Here is a 16,816-nt window from a genome sequence, read left to right as displayed (position 1 = left end):
ACCCGGCGTGCCGCCCCCGGCGGCCCCGTCCCGTACGCGGCCACCGACCGGTGGCGCCCCGCAGACTCCCAGCACCCAGCGGTAGCGGAAAGGCAGCGTGATGACCGGTCCAGACGCGGCCACCGCGACCCCGGCCGTCGGGGAGGGCCCGGCACCCGCCGAGGAGGCCCCGTCCCACGGGCTCGGGGCGTCGCTCGCCCCCGCCGACGCGCTCGCGAAGACCACGGGCACCTTCCCGTACGCGGCCGACCTGTGGGCCGAGGGCCTGCTGTGGGCGGCCATACTGCGCTCGCCGCACCCGCACGCCCGCATCGTGTCGATCGACACCGGCCAGGCGGCCGAAATGCCGGGCGTACGGGCCGTGGTGACCCATGAGGACGTGCCGGGCGACGCCAGCCACGGCCGCAGCACCGGCGAGGGGACGGTCTGCGACCGCCCGGTGTTCGCCAAGGACATGGTCCGCCACCACGGCGAGCCCATCGCCGCGGTCGCCGCCGACCACCCCGACACCGCGCGCCTGGCCGCCGCCGCCATCGCGGTCGAGTACGAGGTGCTGGAGCCGGTCACCGACCCCGAGAAGGCGTTCGGCGCCGATCCGTTGCATCCCGACGGCAATGTCATCCGCCACATCCCGCTCAGCTACGGCGACCCCGAGATCACCGGGGAGGTCGTGGTCGAGGGGCTGTACCGCGTCGGCCGCCAGGACCCGGCGCCGATCGGCGCCGAAGCCGGACTCGCCGTGCCGCGCCCCGACGGCGGCGTCGAGATCTACACCGCCTCCACCGACCCGCATGCCGACCGCGACCTCGCCGCCGCCTGCTTCGGCCTCGAACCCGACCGCGTCAAGGTCGTCGTCACCGGTGTGCCCGGTGCCATGGCCGACCGCGAGGACGCGGGCATGCAACTGCCGCTGGGGCTGCTGGCCCTGCGCACCGGCTGCCCGGTGAAGCTGGCCGCGACCCGCGAGGAGTCCTTCCTCGGCCACGCGCACCGCCACCCGACGCTGCTCCGCTACCGCCACCACGCCGACTCCGAGGGCCGCCTGGTCAAGGTGGAGGCGCAGATCCTGCTGGACGCGGGCGCGTACGCGGACTCCTCCGCCGAGTCGCTCGCCGCCGCCGTCGCCTTCGCCGCCGGCCCGTATGTCGTGCCGCACGCCTTCGTCGAGGGCTGGGCGGTGCGTACCAACAACCCGCCCTCCGGCCATGTCCGCGGCGAGGGCGCACTGCAGGTGTGCGCGGCGTACGAGGGCCAGATGGACAAGCTGGCGGCCAAACTGGGCCTGGACCCGGTGGAGTTGCGGCGGCGCAACGTCCTGGCCACCGGCGATCTGCTGCCCACCGGCCAGACCGTGACCTGCCCCGCGCCCGTGGCCGAACTCCTGGACGCCGTACGGGAAGCGCCGCTGCCCCCGCTGCCCAAGGACGCCCCCGAGGAGGAGTGGCTGCTGCCCGGTGGCCCCGAGGGAGCAGGTGACCCGGGCGCGGTCCGGCGCGGCGTCGGCTACGCACTCGGCATGGTGCACATGCTCGGCGCGGAGGGCGCGGACGAGGTCTCCACGGCGACGGTGAAGGTCAACGGCGGTGAGGCGACGGTGATCTGTGCCGCCGTCGAGACCGGCCAGGGCTTCTCCACCCTCGCCCGCCAGATCGTCCAGGACGTGCTGGGCGTCGAGGAGGTGCACGTCGCCTCGGTCGACACCGACCAGCCCCCGGCGGGCCCGGCCTGCCACGGGCGGCACACATGGGTGTCGGGCGGGGCGGTGGAGCGCGCGGCCAAGATGGTCCGTACGCAGCTGCTGCAGCCGCTGGCGCACAAGTTCGGGATGTCCACGGAGCTGCTGTCGATCGCCGACGGCAAGATCACCTCGTACGACGGGGTGCTGTCGACGACGGTCGCCGAGACGCTCGACGGCAAGGAGCTGTGGGCCACGGCGCAGTGTCGGCCGCACCCGACCGAGCCGCTGGACGAGACGGGCCAGGGCGACGCGTTCGTCGGCCTCGCCTTCTGCGCCGTACGGGCCGTGGTCGACGTCGACATCGAACTGGGCTCGGTGCGCGTGGTGGAGATGGCCGTGGCGCAGGACGTCGGCCGGGTCCTCAACCCGCGCCAGCTGAACGCCCGTATCGAAGCCGGTGTGACCCAGGGGCTGGGCGCCGCCCTCACCGAGAACCTGAGGACCTCGCGCGGCGTGGTCCGCCGCCCGGACCTGACCGGCTACGCCCTGCCGACCGCGCTGGACGCACCGGACATCCGCATCGTGAAGCTGGTGGAGGAGCGCGACGTCGTGGCGCCGTTCGGAGCCAAGGCGGCGAGCGCGGTGCCGGTGGTCACCTCCCCGGCGGCGGTCGCCGCTGCCGTCCGCGCGGCCACCGGACGTCCGGTGAACCGCCTCCCGATCCGGCCCCAGGCCGCGGTGGCGATGCCTCCGCGCTGAGCGGGCAGAGGACGATCCCGGCCGGTGCCCCATGGGCACCGGCCGCTCGGCGCGCGCCGAGCTTCGGCCCGTGCACGGCACCGGACCGGCCGGTCCGGAGGCGGGAAGCGGACAGCTTCGGGTGAACCGGAGCCCGTGGCGGAAGCCGGAGCCGCACCGCCCGCCTGCGCATACCCCTCCTCGTGCGGTGCCGACCGGAAGATGAGCAAGGGTTGCCCATGAAGTGGGGGCCCCGGCCCGCCTAGTGTTCCGGGGCGGCCGCGGATCGCGGAGGCGGCCGCGGATCAAGGAGACACCGAACCGTGTACCTCAAGACGCCTTCGCGGGCGGGTACCGCCCTTCTCACGGGAACACTCGCCCTCGGCATGCTGGTCGGGGCGGCGGCCTGCAGCGGCAGCGAGGATCCCCATGGCGGGACACCGGCGAGCAGCCCGCCGAAGAAGCTCACCGCCTTCGAGAAGCGGCAGGTCGAACTGGTCGACTCCGTCCTCAGGAATCCGGATCCCGAGGGCGTCTTCGCCGATGAGGAACGGGTCGGCCTGAAGGTGGGCGCGCGGCGCCAGGGCACGATGCGGGGTGCGTACGACGCCAAGGTGAAGCCCGGTCAGTCCGTGAAGGTCGATGTGGCCTGCACCGGCGGCGGAAAGGTCACGCTGGCCGTCGACGGAGGCGGGCGGACGGAGACGGCGCAGACGCGCTGCCCGGACGACGGCTCATGGCCGCAGCCCTTCGTCTTCACCGTCCAACGGAACCGTGTGAAGATCACCGCCGACGCGCACGGTACGAAGGGCGCCATGGGATTCGCCGTCCAGGGGATCCGCGACGACGCCGCGACGGCACGGGAGCTCCTTCTGGCGGACCGCGCGCATGCGGTCCTGCCGGACCCGGAGGACGAGGACGACGTGTCGGGCCTGGGAACGGCGTGGGGCAGCCTGCGCGAGGGAATCCCCGGCTCGATCGTCGATGTGAAGAAGGGGCAGCTCATCACTGTCTACGGCGCCTGCGTGGGCAAGGGGACCATGACCATCTCCGGCGCTTCCGGCACGGCGAAGGCGGCCGAACGCATCCCCTGCGCGAGCGAGGTCGGTACGGGCAGCTTCCGGCTGACGGCCGCCGACTCCACCCTGCGCGTGATGCTCGACCGTGACCGGGGCGCTTCGGGTGGCGCGACCTACTCCATCCGCACCCCGAAGTGAACGCCCAGGGCGGCCCCTTGCAGGACGCCTCTTCGGTGTGTCCGTGGCCGGACGGCCCGTTTCGCGCCCGGCCGTGCGTCAGGTGGTGAGGGAGGCGAGCCAGTCGGTCAGGAGCTGGTTGGTCTCCTCGGGGCGTTCCTGCTGGATGAAGTGGCCGCAGCCGTCGAGGATGTGCGAGGCGGCAAGGCCGGGCAGAGTGGTGGGGTAAGCCTTGATCGCGTCCTCCAGCCACGTGGTGGAGGCATCCAGACCGCCGCCGATGAACAGCGACGGCTGGGTGATGGGGGCGCCGGCGAAGTCGGCCAGGTCCGCCCAGTCCCGGTCCATGTTCCGGTAGCGGTTCAGTGCCCCGGTCATGCCGGTCCGTTCGAATTCCCCGGCATAGACGTCGAGGTCATGCTCGCTGAGCCAAGCCGGCAGACGGCCGGTGGGGAAGCGGTCGCGCAGCACCCCGCCGCGGCTGACGAAGTGCGGGTCCGGGGCACCGGGTCCGGGCATGGTGTCGGCGGACAGGGCAGCGAAGAAGCCCGCGAGCCAGCCGCGGACGTCGGGCTCGATCTCCGCCTCGGCGCGAGCCGGCTGCTGGAAGTACGAGACGTAGAACTCCTCCGTGCCGCCCATCTGCGCGAAGACGTCACTGGGCTTGGGGCCGCCGGGCGGGGTGTAGGGCACGCTCAAGAGCCCGACCGCGCGGAACACATCGGGCCGAACCAGAGCGGAGGTGGCGGCGATGGTCGCGCCCCAGTCGTGCCCGACGACCGTCGCGGATTCCTCGCCCAGGGCATGCACTACGGCGACGTTGTCCTCCACCAGGTCGAACATCCGGTAGGCGTCCATCGCCTGGGGCTTGGAGGAGCGCCCGTAGCCGCGGACATCGATGGCCACCGCGCGGTAGCCGGCGGCGGCCAGCACCGGCAGCTGGTGACGCCACGCATACCAGGACTCCGGAAACCCGTGCACCAGCAGGACCAGCGGCCCGCTGCCCTGCTCCACCAGGTGAGTTCGGCCGGCCGGTGAGGACACCAGTCGGTGGGTCGGGTCGGCGGATGTCTGCGGCATGGATCCTCCTGGGGCATCGAGCGTGGAGCCGGTGCGGACGAGCAGCCGGGACCGGTTGGAGTCTCCCCACGCAAAGAGCGGCAACAGCAATCATGCGGCGGACGGCACGACACACGCGAAATCCCTTGCCGATCCGCAACACCCGCACAGATCCGGCCCCTCTGGTTTCCCCCACAACGAACCGGAGCGAGGCAGGGCTGAGGACTCTCCATCAAGGAGCCCGCAGAAGGGGATTGGGGCGGATCGGCCGGAAGAGACAGGGCCTTGTCCTGCATCGAATCCCCACTGAACTGTGTCGTGGGGGCTCGGGCAAAGGGCACTCAGGAGCGTTTCGAGAGGTTCGCAGGGAGCTGGGTGATGAGGCCCCGCACCGAGACGGGAACCGGGACGGGAACTGAGACGGATGCACAACAGAGGCGGCATCCACCAGGATGCCGCTCCTGTCGTTCCGCCCAGCCAGGCGCTGGAGGCCGGGGCGGGAATCGAACCCGCGTAACTCGCTTTGCAGGCGAGTCCCTCAACCACTCGGGCACACGGCCGGGGTGCTGCGTCGTTCCCCCGACCGTAAGCGGGCCGCGCGCCGGGCATCAACAGGCCTGGCCGGGCCGCCATACGACTGCCATACGCCGTTCACGAACGCCCGTCGCGGGGGCCGGGGATGCGGGCCGAGGACGGGCACGGGGTGTGCCGGAGACGGGCACGGAGCGCTTTCCGGACCTGACCCAAAAGCACTGGTACAGGGATTCTTGGAGTACGCGAAAATCTGCTTATGATGCAAGGGTGTTCGACTCCCGGCATCTCAAGACCTTCCACGAGGTGGTCCGGGCCGGATCGTACTCGGCGGCGGCGCGGTCGCTCGGGTACACACAGCCGGCCATCACCCAGCAGATGAAGGCGCTCGAACGGTCCGTCGGCACCCCGCTGTTCACCAGGGTCGGCCGCCGGATGCAGCTCACCGAGGCCGGGGAGGCGCTGTCCCGGCACGCCGAGGTGATCCTCGAGAACCTGGCCACCGCGCAGGCCCAGCTGGGCGCGATCGCCCGGCTGCGCTCCGGGCGCGTACGGGTCTGCGCGTTTCCCAGCGCCGGCGCCACCCTCATACCGGAGGCCATGGCCCGGCTGTCGGCCGAGCACCCCGGGGTACATCTGGAGCTCCAGGAGGGCGAGCCGCCCGCCTCGCTGCGGCGGGTGGTGCGCGGGGAGTGCGACATCGCGCTGGCCTTCACCTATCCCGGGCTGCACGCGGAGGTGCCCGAGGAACTGGCCGAGATCCCGCTGATGGAGGACCTGCTGACGGTGCTGCTGCCGACAGGCCACCCGCTGGCCCGGCGGCGGTCGGTCCATCTGCGGGACCTGAGGGAGGAGCGCTGGATCGCGGGGTGCCCGCGCTGCAGCGCCAACTTCCTCCACGCGTGCGCGGAGGAGGGCTTCGTCCCGGACATCGCGTTCACCACCGACGACAACCTGGTCGTGCAGAGCCTGGTCGCGGCGGGTGTCGGTGTCGCCATGATGCCGGCGCTGGTGCTGTCGTTCCTCTGCCACGAGAAGGTCACCGGGCGGGCGGTGGAGCCGCACACCCGGCGGCAGGTGTCGGCGTACGTGCTCCGCGACCACTTGAGGATCCCGGCCACCGCGCTGGTGCTCGACGAACTGAAAGCAGTGGCGGCGGCCAGGACGGGCTGCTGACGACGGGCACTCTCATCCCCCCGACCTATTAGCGGAAGTTGGGGGTGGGTGAACGAACTGTCGTTGGACGTGATGGATCCGGCGGTCGCACGCTGCCCGTATGAACACCTCCGCCACCCCCACGCGCTCCGCCCCCGCCGAAGGGCCCGGAGCCCGCGGCGGCCGTACGACTCCGCGGCTCGACGCACTCGTCGACGGTGTACGCGAGGCCGTCGGGCGCGGTCTGCCACCGGACCTGACGGCCTATCTGGTCGCCGAGCGCATAGCCCCCTTCCTCGGCACGGCCGGACTGCTCACCGCCGAGCAGCGCGAGGACCACCCCGACCGCTACCGCCAGCACGTCCTGCACGCCGAGACCGACGGCAGCTTCTCCGTCGTCGCCCTGGTGTGGCGGCCCGGCCAGTGCACGCCCGTGCACGACCACGTGTCCTGGTGCGTGACCGGTGTCCACGAGGGCGAGGAGAGCGAGCGGCGGTACCGGCTCGTCCCCGACGGCACCACCGCGCACCTGGTCGCCACCGAGGACGTCCTCAACCCCACGGGCGCCGTCTGCGGGTTCGCCCCGCCGGGAGACATCCACCGGGTGCGCAACGCCGGTACGACGACGGCGATTTCGATCCATGTCTACGGGGCCGACGTCGTCCGCCTCGGTTCCAGCGTCCGCCGGGTGTACCCCTCGCCGGACGGCGAGTGATGGCGGCCGGCCACCCGCCCGCGCCGCCCGTACTCGCGACGTCGACTCCCGCCTCCGGACCGTTGGCGGGAACCCCCGGCCGCGCCGCCGGTCTCGGCCTCGCCGTGCTGGGGGCCGCTGCCGCCTGGTGCGTGCACCGGCTCGTGCCCGCCGTGCCGATGCTGACGGCCGCGATCGTGCTGGGCGTGGCCGCGGCGCATCTGCCGGGCGTACGCGCCCTCGTGCACGGAGCCGCCAGGACAGGTCTCTCCCTGGCCGCCAAGCGACTGATGCGCCTGGGCATCGTCCTGCTGGGCCTGAAGCTCAGCCTTGCCGACGTCCTCGGCCTGGGCTGGGGCACGGTCGCGATGGTGCTCGCCGTCGTCGCGGCCACGCTCCCCGCCACCTGGTGGCTCGGCCGCCGCCTGGGTCTGAAGGGCGACCAGCCGCTGCTGATCGCCACCGGGTACGCCATCTGCGGTGCCTCCGCCATCGGTGCGGTGAGCGAGGTGCGGGGCAGCGACAAGGAGGAGGCGGCCACCTCGGTGGCGCTGGTGACGCTGTGCGGCACGCTCGCCATCGCCGTACTGCCGCTGCTGCAGCACCCGTTGGGGCTCACCGACGCGGAGTTCGGGCGGTGGGTCGGGGCGGGCGTGCACGACGTCGGGCAGGTCGTGGCCACCGCGCAGACCGCAGGGGCGGGCGCCCTCGGCGAGGCGGTGCTCGTGAAGCTGATGCGGGTGATGCTGCTCGCCCCGCTCGTCGCGGGGACGGTGCTGGCGGTCCGGCGCCGCCGCCGTACCGCGGACGGCGGGGAGACGGGGGAGCGGCGGCGGCCGCCGATCGTGCCGCTGTTCGTCATCGGCTTCCTGGCGGCGGCCGCTCTGCGCAGTACGGGCGTGCTGTCGATGGCGGCGCTCGACGCCGCGGCCGTGTCCCAGGAACTCCTGCTGGCCTGCGCCCTGTTCGCCCTCGGCAGCGCCGTCCACCTGCCCACGCTGGCGCGTACGGGCGTGCGTGTCGCGGCGCTGGGGCTCGGTGCGTGGGTGGTCATCGCCGGACTGTCCTACGCGGGTGTGCTGCTGACGACGGGCTCGTAGCGGACTCCGGCGTCCCCGTGGGCGGGGACGGCGCGACGCCGGGGGGCCGGTGACACCGGTACGGCCTGGATGCGGTACGTCGGAACGCGGAGACACCGGCGCGCGGGGACACCGTTGCGCCGGGACACCGGCACGCGCGAACACCGCAGCGCGGTGACACCGGTACGCCGGGACGAGGTGCCAACGGGACGCCGGGGCCCCGCGCTTCGGGGCTGCCGAGCCACGGGCGACGCCCCCACCCACCGGCCCCCGGGCATCCGCACCCAGGAGGTCCGTCTCCGGGACCAGGACCAAGGGACGAGTCCAGCTCTGTCCCCCGACAGGTGCCAGGGCCCGCCAAGCCCCTTACCCTGGCGCAATGACCGCTCCCGAGCCGTGTGATGCCGGCCCCGGTTCCTCTCCCGGCTCCCCGCTGACCGACGGGCCCGGTATCCCCGGCACCGCCGCCTCCGGTCCCGCGGCCCGCGATGCTGCCGCCCACGACACCGGCCCCGAAGTCGGCCGCGACACCGCCTACGACACCGCCTACGACACAGGGCGCGACACCGGGCGCGAAGCCGTGCGAGGCGAGCCCCCGACCGCAGCCGCCACCACAGCCCCGTACGCCGAAGACGACGGCGACGGCGGCGTCCTGAGCCGGCGCTTCCGCGCGCTGACGCTCGGCATCATCTCCGTCGTCTCCCTCATCGCCTTCGAGGCCAGCGCGATCGGCACCGCCATGCCCGTCGCCGCGCAGGCCCTCCACGGCATCGAGTCCTACGGTTTCGCCTTCTCCGCGTTCTTCACCGCCAGCCTCTTCGCCATGACGCTCTCCGGCGAGTGGTGCGACCGCAGCGGCCCCCTGGCCCCGCTGTTCACCGGCATCGGCGCCTTCACGGCAGGCCTGCTGATAGCGGGTGCCGCGCCGACCATGCCGGCCTTCGTCGCGGGCCGCGCCGTCCAGGGTGCGGGCGGGGGCCTGGTCATCGTCGCCCTGTACGTGGTCGTCGGCCGCGGTTTTCCCGAACGGCTGCGGCCCTCGGTCATGGCGGCGTTCAGCGCGGCCTGGGTGCTGCCGCTGATCGTCGGCCCCCTCGTCGCCGGTACGGTCACCGAACAGCTCGGCTGGCGCTGGGTGTTCCTCGCGATTCCGGTGTTCGTCCTCCCGCCGCTCGCCGTGATGCTGCCCGCGCTGCGCAAGCTGCCGGCCGATGTCCGTACCCCCGCGATGGACCGCCGCCGCATCCTTCTGGCGCTCGGTGTCGCCGCCGGCGCGGGCCTGTTGCAGTACGCGGGCCAGGACGTGGCCCTCCTCGCTCTCGTCCCGGCCGCCGCCGGGCTCGCCCTGCTCGTGCCCTGCGCCGTACGCCTCCTCCCGCCGGGCACCTTCCGGGCGGGGCGCGGGTTGCCGGCCGTGGTGCTGCTGCGCGGGATCGCCGCGGGATCGTTCTTCGGCGCGCAGGCGTTCGTCCCGCTGATGCTGGTCACCGAGCGCGGGCTGTCGGCGACGCTGGCCGGGCTCTCGCTCACCAGTGCCGGACTGGCGTGGTCCTGCGGCTCGTACGTGCAGAGCAGGCCGCGCCTGGAGCCGTACCGGGAGCGGCTGATGACGCTCGGGGCGAGCCTGTCGGCGGTCGCCGTCGGCGGGGTGTCGCTCGCGCTCGTCGACGGGGTCCCGGCGTGGATCGTCGCGCCGTGGTGGGTGGTCGGCGGCTTCGGCATGGGGCTGACCATCGCCAGCGCCACGGTGCTGCTGCTGAGGCTGTCGCGTCCCGAGGAGGCGGGCACCAACTCGGCCGCGCTCCAGGTCTCCGACTCCCTCGGCAACATCGTCCTCGTCGGCGGGAGCGGGGTGCTCTTCGCGGCTCTCGGGGGCGGCTCGGTCGCCGAAGGCGGGCACGCGGTGGCGTCGTCGGCGGGGGGCCGGCCGGTCGCGTTCGCGGCGGTGTTCGCCGCGATGGCGCTGACGGGGCTGGTCGGTGTCTTCGTCACCACCAGGCTGCGGCCGGGCGGGCAGGGGAAGGCCGCCGAACAGCCCGCCGCGTGACAGCGCCGGTGCGCACGCCCCGCGGATTTGGTACGAGGCCCCGCGGATTTGGTACGAGGCCCCGCGAATTTCGTACGAGGGCCTGCGAGGTCGTACCTGGTCGTGTGAGGTCGATCGCACCCACGGGTGGTCCCGGGGCGTACCCCTCAGGTGTGAAGGCCACCCCCGGTAGGCTGACGCGGCCCCGATTCCCGACCGTGCTGACCGGAGACCGTGAGTACCACCACCTCGCACCATCTCTCTCCCGCCTTCCCCGGCCGTGCCCCCTGGGGTACGGCGGGCAAGCTGCGTGCCTGGCAGCAGGGCGCGATGGACCGCTACATCGAGCAGCAGCCGCGGGACTTCCTCGCGGTGGCGACGCCCGGCGCGGGCAAGACCACGTTCGCGCTGACCCTCGCCTCCTGGCTGCTGCACCACCACGTGGTGCAGCAGGTCACCGTCGTCGCGCCGACCGAGCATCTGAAGAAGCAGTGGGCCGAGGCGGCGGCACGGATAGGGATCAAGCTGGATCCGGAATACAGCGCGGGGCCGCTGGGCCGCGAGTACCACGGTGTCGCGGTCACCTACGCGGGCGTGGGCGTACGGCCGATGCTGCACCGCAATCGCGTCGAGCAGCGCAAGACCCTCGTCATCCTCGACGAGATCCATCACGCCGGTGACTCCAAGTCCTGGGGCGAGGCGTGCCTGGAGGCGTTCGAGCCGGCGACCCGCCGTCTCGCCCTCACCGGCACGCCCTTCCGCTCGGACACCAACCCGATCCCGTTCGTCGCGTACGAGGAGGGCAACGACGGCATCCGCCGCTCCGCCGCCGACTACACGTACGGCTACGGGAACGCGCTCGCCGACGGCGTCGTCCGGCCCGTCATCTTTCTCTCCTACAGCGGCAGCATGCGCTGGCGGACCAAGGCGGGCGACGAGTTGGAGGCGCGGCTCGGCGAGCCGATGACGAAGGACGCCGTCTCGCAGGCGTGGCGCACCGCCCTCGACCCGCGCGGCGACTGGATGCCCAATGTGCTGCGCGCCGCCGACCGGCGTCTCGGCGAGGTGCGCAAGTCGATCCCGGACGCGGGCGGCCTGGTCATCGCCTCCGACCAGGACTCGGCCCGCGCGTACGCCAAGCTGCTCCGCGAGATCACCGGCACCGGTCCGACGGTGGTGCTCTCCGACGACACCGGCGCCTCGCAGCGCATCGACGACTTCAGCCACTCGGAGGACCGGTGGATGGTCGCGGTCCGGATGGTGTCGGAGGGCGTGGACGTGCCGCGCCTCGCCGTCGGCGTCTACGCCACGACCATCTCCACACCGCTGTTCTTCGCGCAGGCGGTGGGCCGTTTCGTACGGTCCCGGCGCCGCGGTGAGACCGCGTCCGTCTTCGTCCCCACCATCCCGATGCTGCTCGGTTTCGCGAACGAGATGGAGGTCGAGCGCGACCACGTCCTCGACAAGCCGAAGAAGGACGGGGAGGAGGACCCGTACGCGGAGTCCGAGAAGGAGCTCGCCGAGGCCGAGAAGCAGCAGGACGAGGACACCGGTGAGCAGGACGCCCTGCCCTTCGAGGCGCTGGAGTCGGACGCGGTCTTCGACCGGGTGCTGTACGACGGCGCCGAGTTCGGGATGCAGGCCCACCCCGGCAGCGAGGAGGAGCAGGACTACCTCGGCATCCCGGGCCTCCTCGAACCGGACCAGGTGCAGATGCTGCTGCAGAAGCGCCAGGCCCGGCAGATCGCGCACAGCCGCAAGAAGCCGGACACGGAGGCCGATCTGCTCGAACTGCCGGCGGAGCGGCGGCCGGTGGTCACACACAAGGAGCTGCTGGAGCTGCGCAAACAGCTCAACTCCCTGGTGGGCGCCTATGTTCACCAGAGCGGCAAGCCGCACGGCGTGATCCACACCGAGCTGCGCCGGGTCTGCGGCGGCCCGCCCAGCGCGGAGGCGACGGCGGGCCAGCTCCGCCAGCGGATCGCCAAGGTCCAGGAGTGGGCCACGCGCATGAAGTGACGCGGGGCGGCGGGCACTTCGCCCGAGGGCTCACCGCACGTCCGGCGGGACGCTCAGCGCCATCACCGCCGAGTCGTCCTGCAGACCGCTCCCGAAGGCCGTGAGCAGATCGGACACCGCGTCGATGGCCGACTTCGCATGGGCGGGCGCCAGATCCCTGGCGAACGAGAGGAGCGCTTCGTCGCCGTAGCGCGCACCCCGCTGGTCCGTGCGGGCCTCGGTCAGCCCGTCCGTGTACAGCAGGAGGCAGTCCCCGGGCCCGAGGCGCAGGCGGGCGGTGGAGAACTCGGCTGTCGGGAGGGCGCCCACCAGCAGCCCGCCGGGGGTCCATTGGTACGAGGCGGTGCCGTCGGCACACAGCAGCAGCGCGGGCGGGTGCCCGCCACTGGCGAGTTCGATGCTGAACCCGTCGCCGTCCTGCGTGAGTTCGCCGTAGATCACGGTGCAGTGGCTGGGGCTTTCATCGCCCCGGTCCTCCTGGTACAGGACGGTGTTGAGGTAGGAGAGCACACTGACCCCATCGGGCGCGTAGACGGCCGCTGTACGCAGGGTGTAGCGGATCAGGGAGGTCAGGGTCGCCGCTTCGGGGCCCTTGCCGGAGACGTCTCCGAGGAAGAAGCCCCACCTGCTGTCGCCGAGCGGGAAGAGGTCGTAGAAGTCGCCTCCGACCTGGTCCCTGGAGGCGTTCCGGTAGTGGGCGCCGGACTCCAGACCCGCGACACGGGGGAGGGCCGGGGGCAGCAGGCTGCTCTGCAGGGTGGAGACCAGGCGGAACAACCGCTCGCGTTCTTCTTCTGCCTCCTGGCGGGCGCGTAGCAACTCCTGTTCGTAGCCCCGGCGGTCGTGGGCCTCGAAGAGCGTCGTGCGCACCAGCAGGGGGCGGCCTTCCTCGTCGGTCTTGGCCACCGAGGTCGCCAGAACCGGCAGCCGGGTACCGTCGGCCCGCTGCAACTCCAGGGCCACCCCGCTGATCCGCCCCTGCAGCCGCAGCAGGGGCGCGTAGTGGGTCTCGTGGTAGAGCTTGCCGCCGACGGTCAGCAGGTCGGGAAAGCGGCGGTGGCGCACCAGTTGGGTGCGGTCGTAGCCGAGCCAGTCGAGCAGGGTCGTGTTGACCTTGATGATCCGCCAGTCCCGATCGGTGGAGAGGAAGCCGCACGGCGCGTGTTCGTACAACTCCTCGGCGGGGTCCTCTTGCAGGTCGGGGCGGTGGCCGGAACTCGCACCGTCCGCCGCGCCCGTCGCGGCGCTCTCCGGTTCCGGGGGTTGCTCTGAGTGCCTCATTCGCCTGGTTCGGTGACGAAGGATGTGATCGCCTCGGCGGTCTGCTCGGGATCGCTGAGCTGGGGGCAGTGGCCCATGGAGTCCAGGGTCACCAGTCGGCTGCCCGGGATGGAGGCGTGGACGAACGCCCCCACTTCCCGCGGCGCGATGACATCGATGGCGCTCTCGACGACGAGCGTGGGGATGGTGACCCCGGCCAGGTCGGCGCGGTTGTCGGAGAGGAAGGTGGCGCGGGCGAAGACGGCCGCCTTCTTCGGGTCCACGCGGGCCAGGCTGTCGCCCAGCTCGTCACCCAGCTCGGGGCGCTCGGGATTGTTCATGATCACCGGAGCCATGGTCGCCGACCAGCCCAGATAGTTGCTGTCCAGGGACTCCAGCAGCTCGTCGATGTCCGCGCGCGTGAAGCCGCCCCGGTACTCGTCGTCGTCGATGTAGCGGGGGGAGGGCACCAGCAGGAGCAGCTTGGAGAACCGCTTCGGTTCGCGTGTCACGGCCAGAACGCCGATCATGGCGCTCACCGAGTGGCCGACGAAGATCACGTCGTGCAGATCCAGCTCGCGGCAGATCTCGAGGACGTCCTCGGCGTAGCCGTCGAGCGTCGCGTAGCGCTCGGCGCTCCAGGCGTCGGGATCCGACCTGCCCGACCCCACGAAGTCGAAGAGGACGACGCGGCTCACTGCCGCGACCTCCGGTGCCACCAGGTGCCAGAGGTTTTGGTCGCACCCGAAGCCATGGGCCAGCATCACCGTGGGACCGTCATGGCGTCCGGTGACGGTGACATTGTTCCTGGTGCGGACATCCATGCGAATATCCTTGCACCGGCCGCCCAGCCTGGCGACCCGCGGCCGGACGCACTCCTCCGGCCGAGCGGGACGCGCTCCCCGGTCGGCCCGCCCTGATCGGGCTTTCACTCGAACGAGTGGGCCGGTGTCCCATGCAATACGGATAAACCAGCCCTGTCCTGCCCGGATTCTGGACGAAGCCTTCCGCTGAGCGGACCAGCTCGCTAGCCTCCCCGTTACCCCACACACACGCCCCGTGGCAGAGCCGCCGCGGAGCGCAGCCGGTGCCATGCGACCGGCGGCTTCTCCGCGCGCTGCCGCCGGGACCGGCAGCGCACCGCCGCGGGAAGCCGCCCGTCAAACAGACGAGGAGGGGCGTCGTGACCGCCGAGACGTCTCAAACGCTCGACCGAGGGCTGAAGGTCCTCAAGCTGCTCGCCGACACGGACCACGGGCTGACCGTGACCGAGCTCGCCAACAAGCTGGGCGTCAACCGCACCGTGGTCTACCGGTTGCTCGCCACCCTGGAGCAGCACGCACTCGTACGCCGGGACCTCGGCGGCCGCGCACGCGTCGGGCTCGGCGTGCTGCAACTGGGGCGTCAGGTGCACCCGCTCGTACGCGAGGCGGCGCTGCCCGCGCTCCGCTCCCTCGCCGAGGACCTGGGCGCCACCGCGCACCTCACGCTCGTCGACGGCTCGGAGGCGCTGGCCGTGGCCGTGGTCGAGCCGACCTGGACCGACTACCACGTGGCCTACCGGCCCGGTTTCCGGCACGCCCTGGACCGGGGCGCCGCGGGTCGCGCGATCCTGGTCGCCCGCCGCAACGGGGAGGACGATCCGGGCTTCGCCCTGACGCACGGCGAGCTGGAAGCGGGCGCCTGCGGTGCCGCGGCGGCGCTGCGCGGCGTGACCGGCGTCGAGGGCAGCGTCGGGGTGGTCATGCTCGCGGAGTCCGTACCGGAGCGGGTCGGCCCGCGCGTCGTGGAGGCGGCCCAGGAGGTCTCCGACGCACTGCGGTAGGACGGTCGACTAGATTCACTTCCATGCCAGCCGTTTCGTCCCCCGCTACCGGCGGAGGGGATACCCCACGCCCGGCGCGAGGGTGGTCCTCCCGCCGTACGCGCGTCCTCGCCCTGTGCGCAGTCCCCGTCGTCGCCCTGTTCGCCGTGGCGTGCCTCGCCCCGCTGCCGTTCTCGATCGCGCAGCCCGGCATGACCGCCGATGTGCTGGGCTCCCACGACGGCAGGTCCGTCATCAGCGTCTCCGGCGCGGAGACCCGTCGCACGTCCGGGCAGCTCCGGATGACGACGATCGCCGCGACCGGGCCCGACGCGGACGTACGCTTCGCCGACGTCGCGGACGGCTGGTTCTCCACCGACCGGGCCGTGCTGCCCCGCGAGGCCGTCTACCCGGTGGGCGACACCACCAAGGAGATCGAGCGGTACAACGCCGGCGAGTTCCGGAAGTCCCAGTCCACCGCCACCTCCGCCGCACTGCGCCTTCTGCACCGCTCGCCCGACGATGTGAAGGTCACGCTGCGCCTCGCCGACGTCGGCGGGCCGAGCGCCGGGCTGCTCTTCTCCCTCGGCATCGTCGACAAGCTCGACGGCGACGGCTCGGGCGGGGATCTGACCGGCGGCCGGTCGATCGCGGGCACGGGCACGATCTCCCCGGACGGGAAGGTCGGCGCGGTGGGCGGCGTACCGCTGAAGACCCAGGCCGCCAAGCGGGACGGGGCGAGCATCTTCCTCGTCCCGAAGGCCGAGTGCGCCGACGCCAAGGCGGAGCTGCCCGACGGCCTCCGGCTGGTGCCGGTCACCACGCTCGACGGCGCGGTGGACGCCCTGAAGGCGCTCAACAACGGTGGCCGGGTGCCGCGTTGCTGACGAAGGGCCCTCTCCCGGAGCCGGGGGCGCCGTCGAACCAGTAGATCCGGAGCAGAGGGCGTTCGGTGTCGGCTTCGGCGCGGTCCCTCAACCCCTGGATGAGCGCGGCGTCCCGCGAAGCACCGGCGTACGCGCCGGGTCCGGGCCGGCTCACGGGGATCCCGCCACTGCCCGACTCGCGGCATCCGCCTCAGGGCCCTCCCCGTCCTCCTGCGACGCCTGCCGGACCAGCGGGATGATCCGCAGCGGCACCGGGTTCTCCATCACGATCGCCGTCGAGGCCCGCACGATGCCCTCGAACCCCACGACGCGGTCGATCACCCGCTGCAGATCGGCGTTCGAGCGCGCCACCAGGCGGCACAGCATGTCGCCGTGGCCGGTCGTGGTGTGCAGCTCCAGCACCTCGGGCACGCCCGCCAGATGTGAGCGGACGTCGGCGCCCTGGCCCTGTTTGATCTCCAGCGTCGCGAACGCCGTCACCGGGTAGCCGATCGCTGCCGGGTCCACGTCCGGCCCGAAACCGCGGATCACCCCGCCCGCCTGGAGACGGTCCAGCCGCGCCTGCACCGTGCCGCGCGCGACGCCGAGGCGCCGTGAGGCCTCCAGTACGCCGATGCGCGGTTCGCGCGCCAGCAGCTCGATCAGCCGCCCGTCGAGCCCGTCGATGCCCATGCTTCCGCCTTCCGATGG

13 protein-coding genes and 1 tRNA gene are annotated in these 16,816 nt (G+C 72.5%); 9 read left to right on the top strand and 5 right to left on the bottom strand.

Annotation, left to right across the window (positions count from 1 at the left end; all coding sequences use genetic code 11):
- Positions 1 to 100 precede the first annotated feature (100 nt).
- Together ACGFNH_RS28015 and ACGFNH_RS28010 are read left to right on the top strand one after the other, a co-directional pair.
- On the top strand, positions 101 to 2,437 hold the full coding sequence (locus ACGFNH_RS28015; RefSeq protein ID WP_393658328.1) for a xanthine dehydrogenase family protein molybdopterin-binding subunit: 2,337 nt from the start codon (positions 101 to 103) through the stop codon (positions 2,435 to 2,437).
- Between the two features lie 302 nt (positions 2,438 to 2,739).
- Positions 2,740 to 3,633 carry a hypothetical protein gene (locus tag ACGFNH_RS28010; protein ID WP_393658326.1) on the top strand — a complete coding sequence of 298 codons (894 nt, stop codon included), beginning with the start codon at positions 2,740 to 2,742 and terminating at the stop codon, positions 3,631 to 3,633.
- A gap of 78 nt (positions 3,634 to 3,711) precedes the next feature.
- On the opposite strand, the gene ACGFNH_RS28005 is transcribed toward ACGFNH_RS28010, so the two are convergent.
- Positions 3,712 to 4,692 (bottom strand): alpha/beta fold hydrolase, encoded by a 981-nt coding sequence (locus ACGFNH_RS28005; protein ID WP_393658324.1) that lies wholly within the window; start codon positions 4,690 to 4,692, stop codon positions 3,712 to 3,714.
- 464 nt (positions 4,693 to 5,156) lie between these two features.
- Positions 5,157 to 5,231: transfer RNA gene (locus ACGFNH_RS28000), tRNA-Cys, on the bottom strand.
- Positions 5,232 to 5,472: 241 nt separating this feature from the next.
- On the opposite strand from ACGFNH_RS28000, the gene ACGFNH_RS27995 reads away from it, so the two are divergent.
- From ACGFNH_RS27995 to ACGFNH_RS27975, 5 genes are all read left to right on the top strand, one after another.
- Positions 5,473 to 6,378, top strand: a complete 906-nt coding sequence (locus tag ACGFNH_RS27995) for a LysR family transcriptional regulator (protein WP_393658323.1) — start codon at positions 5,473 to 5,475, stop codon at positions 6,376 to 6,378.
- 100 nt (positions 6,379 to 6,478) lie between these two features.
- Positions 6,479 to 7,072 carry a cysteine dioxygenase gene (locus ACGFNH_RS27990; protein ID WP_393658321.1) on the top strand — a complete coding sequence of 198 codons (594 nt, stop codon included), beginning with the start codon at positions 6,479 to 6,481 and terminating at the stop codon, positions 7,070 to 7,072.
- Positions 7,072 to 8,151 carry a YeiH family protein gene (locus ACGFNH_RS27985; RefSeq protein WP_393658319.1) on the top strand — a complete coding sequence of 360 codons (1,080 nt, stop codon included), beginning with the start codon at positions 7,072 to 7,074 and terminating at the stop codon, positions 8,149 to 8,151. The genes ACGFNH_RS27990 and ACGFNH_RS27985 overlap by 1 nt, the downstream gene beginning before the upstream one ends.
- A 358-nt stretch (positions 8,152 to 8,509) precedes the next feature.
- Positions 8,510 to 10,177, top strand: coding sequence for an MFS transporter (locus tag ACGFNH_RS27980; protein WP_393658317.1), 1,668 nt, complete (start codon positions 8,510 to 8,512; stop codon positions 10,175 to 10,177).
- A 213-nt stretch (positions 10,178 to 10,390) separates the two neighbouring features.
- Entirely contained in the window at positions 10,391 to 12,175 is a 1,785-nt protein-coding gene (locus ACGFNH_RS27975; protein ID WP_393658315.1) for a DEAD/DEAH box helicase, read from the top strand.
- Between the two features lie 30 nt (positions 12,176 to 12,205).
- Here ACGFNH_RS27975 and ACGFNH_RS27970 read toward each other — a convergent pair whose 3' ends face one another.
- Together ACGFNH_RS27970 and ACGFNH_RS27965 are read right to left on the bottom strand one after the other, a co-directional pair.
- A complete protein-coding gene (locus ACGFNH_RS27970) occupies positions 12,206 to 13,456 on the bottom strand; it encodes a SpoIIE family protein phosphatase (protein ID WP_393658313.1) in 1,251 nt (416 codons plus the stop codon).
- On the bottom strand, positions 13,453 to 14,259 hold the full coding sequence (locus tag ACGFNH_RS27965; protein WP_393658311.1) for an alpha/beta fold hydrolase: 807 nt from the start codon (positions 14,257 to 14,259) through the stop codon (positions 13,453 to 13,455). The genes ACGFNH_RS27970 and ACGFNH_RS27965 overlap by 4 nt, the downstream gene beginning before the upstream one ends.
- 359 nt (positions 14,260 to 14,618) lie before the next feature.
- On the opposite strand from ACGFNH_RS27965, the gene ACGFNH_RS27960 reads away from it, so the two are divergent.
- Positions 14,619 to 15,260 (top strand): IclR family transcriptional regulator, encoded by a 642-nt coding sequence (locus tag ACGFNH_RS27960; protein ID WP_393658309.1) that lies wholly within the window; start codon positions 14,619 to 14,621, stop codon positions 15,258 to 15,260.
- Between the two features lie 23 nt (positions 15,261 to 15,283).
- Entirely contained in the window at positions 15,284 to 16,126 is an 843-nt protein-coding gene (locus ACGFNH_RS27955) for a PDZ domain-containing protein (protein WP_393658307.1), read from the top strand.
- Between the two features lie 150 nt (positions 16,127 to 16,276).
- On the opposite strand, the gene ACGFNH_RS27950 is transcribed toward ACGFNH_RS27955, so the two are convergent.
- Positions 16,277 to 16,798, bottom strand: coding sequence for an Lrp/AsnC family transcriptional regulator (locus ACGFNH_RS27950; RefSeq protein WP_393658305.1), 522 nt, complete (start codon positions 16,796 to 16,798; stop codon positions 16,277 to 16,279).
- Positions 16,799 to 16,816: the final 18 nt, after the last annotated feature.

The sequence above is a fragment of the Streptomyces sp. NPDC048639 genome, assembly GCF_043199075.1.
Classification (GTDB): Bacteria; Actinomycetota; Actinomycetes; order Streptomycetales; family Streptomycetaceae; genus Streptomyces.
This window is presented reverse-complemented; position numbering and strand designations above follow the sequence as displayed.

What these genes read in the sequence shown, in the direction of transcription:
- ACGFNH_RS28015 (WP_393658328.1), top strand. Translation starts at nt 101, where the DNA reads ATGACCGGTCCAGACGCGGCCACCGCGACCCCGGCCGTCGGGGAGGGC.
- ACGFNH_RS27965 (WP_393658311.1), bottom strand. Translation starts at nt 14,259, where the DNA reads ATGGATGTCCGCACCAGGAACAATGTCACCGTCACCGGACGCCATGAC.
- ACGFNH_RS27985 (WP_393658319.1), top strand. Translation starts at nt 7,072, where the DNA reads ATGGCGGCCGGCCACCCGCCCGCGCCGCCCGTACTCGCGACGTCGACT.
- ACGFNH_RS28005 (WP_393658324.1), bottom strand. Translation starts at nt 4,692, where the DNA reads ATGCCGCAGACATCCGCCGACCCGACCCACCGACTGGTGTCCTCACCG.
- ACGFNH_RS27980 (WP_393658317.1), top strand. Translation starts at nt 8,510, where the DNA reads ATGACCGCTCCCGAGCCGTGTGATGCCGGCCCCGGTTCCTCTCCCGGC.
- ACGFNH_RS27970 (WP_393658313.1), bottom strand. Translation starts at nt 13,456, where the DNA reads ATGAGGCACTCAGAGCAACCCCCGGAACCGGAGAGCGCCGCGACGGGC.
- ACGFNH_RS27950 (WP_393658305.1), bottom strand. Translation starts at nt 16,798, where the DNA reads ATGGGCATCGACGGGCTCGACGGGCGGCTGATCGAGCTGCTGGCGCGC.
- ACGFNH_RS27990 (WP_393658321.1), top strand. Translation starts at nt 6,479, where the DNA reads ATGAACACCTCCGCCACCCCCACGCGCTCCGCCCCCGCCGAAGGGCCC.
- ACGFNH_RS27955 (WP_393658307.1), top strand. Translation starts at nt 15,284, where the DNA reads ATGCCAGCCGTTTCGTCCCCCGCTACCGGCGGAGGGGATACCCCACGC.